The organism is Clostridium tarantellae (assembly GCF_009295725.1).
Taxonomy (GTDB): Bacteria; Bacillota; Clostridia; order Clostridiales; family Clostridiaceae; genus Sarcina; species Sarcina tarantellae.
In genome coordinates this window covers 1-5,585 of the sequence record NZ_WHJC01000224.1, presented here as the reverse complement: position 1 = coordinate 5,585, position 5,585 = coordinate 1, and the positions used below count along the sequence as shown (strand labels likewise).

Below are 5,585 nucleotides of genomic sequence, written 5' to 3'. Positions count from 1 at the left end.
ATCCAAGAGTAGCTAATCCAAGCATTGGCCCATAACTATTAGTAGTACTATAGAATTTTATTGTATTATATCCTACATTTAAATAAACTTTAGTACTAGTAAGAGCTAATTGATTAAAATCAGTTTTTTGAACTAAATATAATAATCCTGTAGGTCTTCCATTAACTTCATAAAGAATATAGCTTTCTTTATACAAACTTGAATATTGTGTTCTTAATAAATAATTTCCCGCACTATTAACATATACATTTATAGTACATGAACCTTCATAAGGACCACCTATATTTTTTACAAGACCTGTACTATAATCTACTGTAGCACCGCCTAAAAAATAACCTTTAGATAAAGGATAGCTTCCTATAGCATATTCATTATTACTAAAATAAGGTGTTACAGAATTTATAATTGATTCACTAATTGGTGTTATTGTAAACTCACCTAAATCAGGTGCATTATCAATACCATTTCCATGGAATTTTATAATATTATCTCCTTCATTTAAGTTTACTTTTATATTAAATACTTCTGCATCTTCCACAGTATAATTCACAGTCATTGGTAATGTATAAACACCTATATTTATTCCATTAACATCAATCTTTAAAGATTTGTCATCATTCTTACAGATATAAGATATTTCTAAGGAATGTCTTCCAGAATTAATTGCATTTACAATTACTGTACTAGAACCATCCTTTAATCCTCCTACATTAGTCAAAAATTCTGTACTTGAATCTTTTATAGCACCATTTTCTAAAATTCCATTAGCTATATTATATTCAGTTAATGGAATTTCTACACTTGGTGAAATGGTAAAAGTTCCTATATTAGGAGCATAATTTACTCCATCTCCATTAAATTTAATAGTATTTTCTCCAGATTTTAAATTGATAAGAACATTAAAAGTTAAGGCATCTTCTATATCCTTTCCTGGTGTTCTAGATGGAAAATAAATTTCTTCTATATGAATATTATTAATATCAATATTTAAAGGTCTCTCAGTATCAGGTGCTATATATTTAAAAGATAAGATATATAAACCAGCACCAATAACATTTACAGGAACAGATACAGAGCCATCTTCTAATCCACCAAGCAATCTTACAAAATTTGTTTCTTCATTTATCGTTGCTCCATTTTCTAAAACTCCCTTACTAGCATCATAATTTAAAATATTTATATTGTTTGAATCACTTATTATAAGTCTACCTATAATAGGAGCCATATTAATTCCATCACCATGAATTTTAATTTTATTTACATTCATATTTAATGGAATAGTTATATTAAATATTTTAGCAAAAGATAAGGTTCTTCCAAAGGTTCTTGGTAATGTGTAACCTTCCTTAGAATCAAATCCATTTACTTCTATTTTAATAGTTTTGTTTTCATTAGGACTAATATATTCAATTGCTAAATTATAAATAGTAGAATTATTTACCCTTGGATAAATAGTAATAGAACCATCTAGACTTCCTCCTATATTTTCTACAAAGCCAGTTGCTAACTGTAATTTAGCACCATTTTCTAATAAACCATCTTTAGCATTGTATGTGCCTTCTGGTAAAATTGTAGAAGGTAAACTCTTTTTACTTATTTTTAATAGTCGTAATTTTGGTCCATAGTCAAATCCATTGCCGTGAAACTTTAATGTATTTTCTCCTCTGTTTAAAATAATTTGAAAAATAAAATTTTTATCTGGAGCTGATACCCAAGAAGAAGTCATCGGTAATATATAATCTATATTATCATTTATTCCATTTACATCAACCATCATAGATCTATTAGTATCATTTGCTTCATATTCTACATCTATATCATATAAAGATTCTTCTTCTACATTTACTTTTATAGTAACAGAACCATCCTCTGGTCCTCCTAAATAATCTACAATATTATTATCCTCATCAATTTTAGCACCATTTTCTAATAATCCTAAAGTTAAATCATAAGTTCCTTCAGGAAGAGTAGTTGGATCTGGTATCTTTAAAGTTAATATAAAATCACCTAAATTTGGAGCATAATCTATACCATTTCCATGAAATTTAATTAAATTTTTACCTTCTTCCAATTTTAAATCTGTACTAAACTTACCTGTTTCTGGTTCTAATATATTATATACAGTTCCACTATCAATTCCATTTACTTCTACTCTCAAAGGACCAGTACTATTTTTATAATCTACAGTTAAAATATATAATCCTCCTTGCTCTACATTAACTTCAACAATAGATGAACCATCTATTGGACCTCCTAATTGTTCTGCAATATTATAGTCTATATTTAATATGGCTCCATCATTTAATTCTCCTAAACCTACATTATATACTCCATTAATTAAATCAAGATGCAAATCAGTCTTTATCTCTAGAGTAAAAGAACCTAAACTTGGAGCTGGACTAACTCCATCACCATGAAATGTAATAATATTTCTTCCGTTTCTTAAATTTAAAAATATATCAAAAACAGCTACATTCTCAAGTTCCATCCCAGTAGTTTTAGGAATATTATAAAAATTACCTACATTAAAACCATTTAAATCTACAGATAAAGCTTGATTATCTTTAATTCCTAAATATTTAACATGTAAAATATATATACCATATTCACTAGTATTAATACTTATAGTGACAGCTCCATTATTTCTACCACCTAAATTTTCTACAAATTCAGTTTTTGAATTTACATTAGCTCCATTTAAAAGAATACCTTCTGATAAATTAGAGGTTAAAGGGGGAATATCTATAGCTAATTCACCTAAATCAGGAGTAGCATCTGTACCATTTCCATGAAATTTAATAGTATTAATTCCTCCATTTAAATTAATAGGAACAGTAAAGGTTAGTGCATCATAAACATTTTCACTTTTAGTTGGAGGTAGTGTATAAATAATTTTTGAATCTACTCCATTAATATCAATTTTTAAATATTTATTATTAGTAGCACTTAAATATTGAAGTACTAAATTATAAATTCCACTATTTTTTACACTAATATTAATGGTTACAAATTCATCATTTATTCCACCTAAGGAAGTAACAAATTTATTATTAGGATTTATTTTAGCTCCTGATGAAATATTTGCTGAATTTAAATTATAACTTAGTATTTCCTCAAGGTCTTCTAAAGGATGTTCAATAATTTTTGATGCTTTTTTAACTACTATTCTTCCTAAATTAGGTGCTAAAGTTTCACCATCTCCATGAAATTTAATAATATTTTTTCCATTATTTAAATTCTCTTGTATAACTAAAGTTTTAGAATCATTAATATCCCATCCTGGAGTAATTGCTATTCCATCATAAATTTCTTTATTTTTTTCATTGATGTCAATAGCTAATATTCTATTAATATCTGCTGATAAATATTCAATTACCAAATTATATAATCCTGATGAATCTAAATTTATTTCTAAGGTTACAGAAGCATCATTTTCTCCTCCTAAATCTTCAACAAATCTAAGCTTTTTATTTATTTTAGCTCCATTTTCTAAAGTACCATTAACTGCTTCATAGGTTCCTAATGGTAAGAAATTGATAGAATCTAATGAAAAGTCAGGTTCTATAGGATTAGGTGGTGGTGGAATAGTTACTGGATTTGGTGATGGATTTGGAATTGTTACTGGATTGGTTGGTACTTCTGGTTCATTATTATTAATATCTACTTCCTCTGATTGATTAGATTTAATTATATAATGTCCTTTTTTAACATTAATAAAGGTATAAAAACCTGAAGGATTGGTTTTAGTATATGCTAATGGAATAAGTTTATTATTTTCATCAATTTCATATAAAACCACATCAGCATTAGGAATAATTTTATTTGAATCATTTGTAATTATTCCAGATATAACACCTTTAGATGCATTAGGATCATTATTTAAATTCAAATTTAAAGATGAAATATTGTTTTTTGTAACTATGGTTTCAATTTGTGTTGATACATATCCTAATTTAGAAATTGTAATAAAATATTTGCCTTCATCTAATTGAGAAAATATAAAATTTCCATTTAAATCTGTAAATGTTAATGATTTTAAAATATTATTATTACCTACAACACTATATAAAAATATTACGGCACCAAAAACTTCTATAAAGTTTGAATCTAACAATGTTCCATTTATAACTCCTAAATTCACATTAGGACTATCATATAATGTAAAATCTATCATTTTTCTTGAGGCATTTGTTAGGGTAAAGGGCTGTGATGTACTTAATAATTTTCCATTAGCAATTGCAGACACAGTATATATGTCACTATAAAGAACATGACTTATTATATATTTACCCTGATCATCTGTTGTAACTCTATATAATTGTTGTAAATCCTTTCCTAGTAACTTTACTATAGCCCCTTTAATAGGATTATTATTACTATCTACTACAGAACCTACTACTAATGTACCTAAAAGTTCATTAGTACTATCTGCCTCTAGTGTTATATCTACTTTTAAATCTAAATTTTTTTCTTTAACTTCTATAAATGAAGATTTGCTTAAATTATATTTATCACTTCTTATTTGCATATAAAAATCTCCTTACATAATATTTATAAAAAATCTCTATTTATTAATAAATCCTTTAACTAGTAACTAATTTTACATTTAAAGTATCTAAAACTGTAGAAATTGGTGTGAAAATAGTTCCATAAGGACCTCCTGCAAATAATAATCCTACAGCTTTATTTTCTCTATTTAAAAGTAAACTTCCTGAATCTCCACCAGCTCCCATAACAGTTGTGGTAAAAGCATTTTTAAACACAGCTAAACCATCTCTATAAGGAATTGAAACAATGGTATTAATTGAAGTTATTGTACCTTGAGTATATCCAGTTGTTCTACCACTTTTGTGTACAAAATCTCCTAATTTAGGTTCTGCAACTCCTGTAGGATATCCAATAAATTCAACATATGCAGCATGATAAATATTAGGCAAAAGTTTAGCAAGGGCACAATCAACATAATTATAAATTCCATCATTTACATTATTACAAAAATTCAACACTACAAATCTATCTAAAACTGCAATTACATCATTAAAAGAGTTACCAAAATCATCTCCTCCAGGTTGCATTATAGCTCTACCTATTTCTTTACTATTTACATCTGCTAAAACATGATTATTACTTAAAATATATTTGCCATATTTGTCATACACTAAACAACCAGCTGTTCCAGAATAAGGCACATAAGTTGGTGAAATAGAATATCCAAGCTTTAAAGGTCTAACTCTAGTAACTAATGAATTTAAAGGGTTTAGTCCTCCTATTTCTATAACATCTGTTTTAACTCCTAAATAAGTTTTAGGAATTACATTTGAAGAGTCTAAATCTTTTGCAGCACATTTTTTTGTAACTAAAACATGTAAAGAAGGTTCACCAGTATTAATATTATTAGTAACTTTTTCACCAATACCTACCCCAATAACATTTTTCTTGTTTAAAAAAAACATATGATTACTTTCATTAATTGTACGAAGTTTATTTTCTATTAAAGGGTTCATGCAAAAATTTCCTCCTATAAAAATACATTTAATATATTTTACGGAATTTAATCAATATGTTTACAAAAATAAGGATAATTT

General features: G+C 26.8%; 2 protein-coding genes. Both read right to left on the bottom strand.

From position 1 onward, the window contains the following. On the bottom strand, window positions 1-4,528 hold a 4,528-nt coding region (locus GBZ86_RS12010; RefSeq protein ID WP_152890981.1), incomplete at its 3' end, for a carboxypeptidase regulatory-like domain-containing protein. Window positions 4,529-4,583: 55 nt separating this feature from the next. Further along, complete coding sequence (locus GBZ86_RS12005; protein ID WP_152890979.1) at window positions 4,584-5,504, bottom strand: trypsin-like peptidase domain-containing protein; 921 nt, start codon at window positions 5,502-5,504, stop codon at window positions 4,584-4,586. Window positions 5,505-5,585 lie beyond the last annotated feature (81 nt).

What these genes read in the sequence shown, in the direction of transcription:
- GBZ86_RS12005 (WP_152890979.1), bottom strand. Translation starts at nt 5,504, where the DNA reads ATGAACCCTTTAATAGAAAATAAACTTCGTACAATTAATGAAAGTAAT.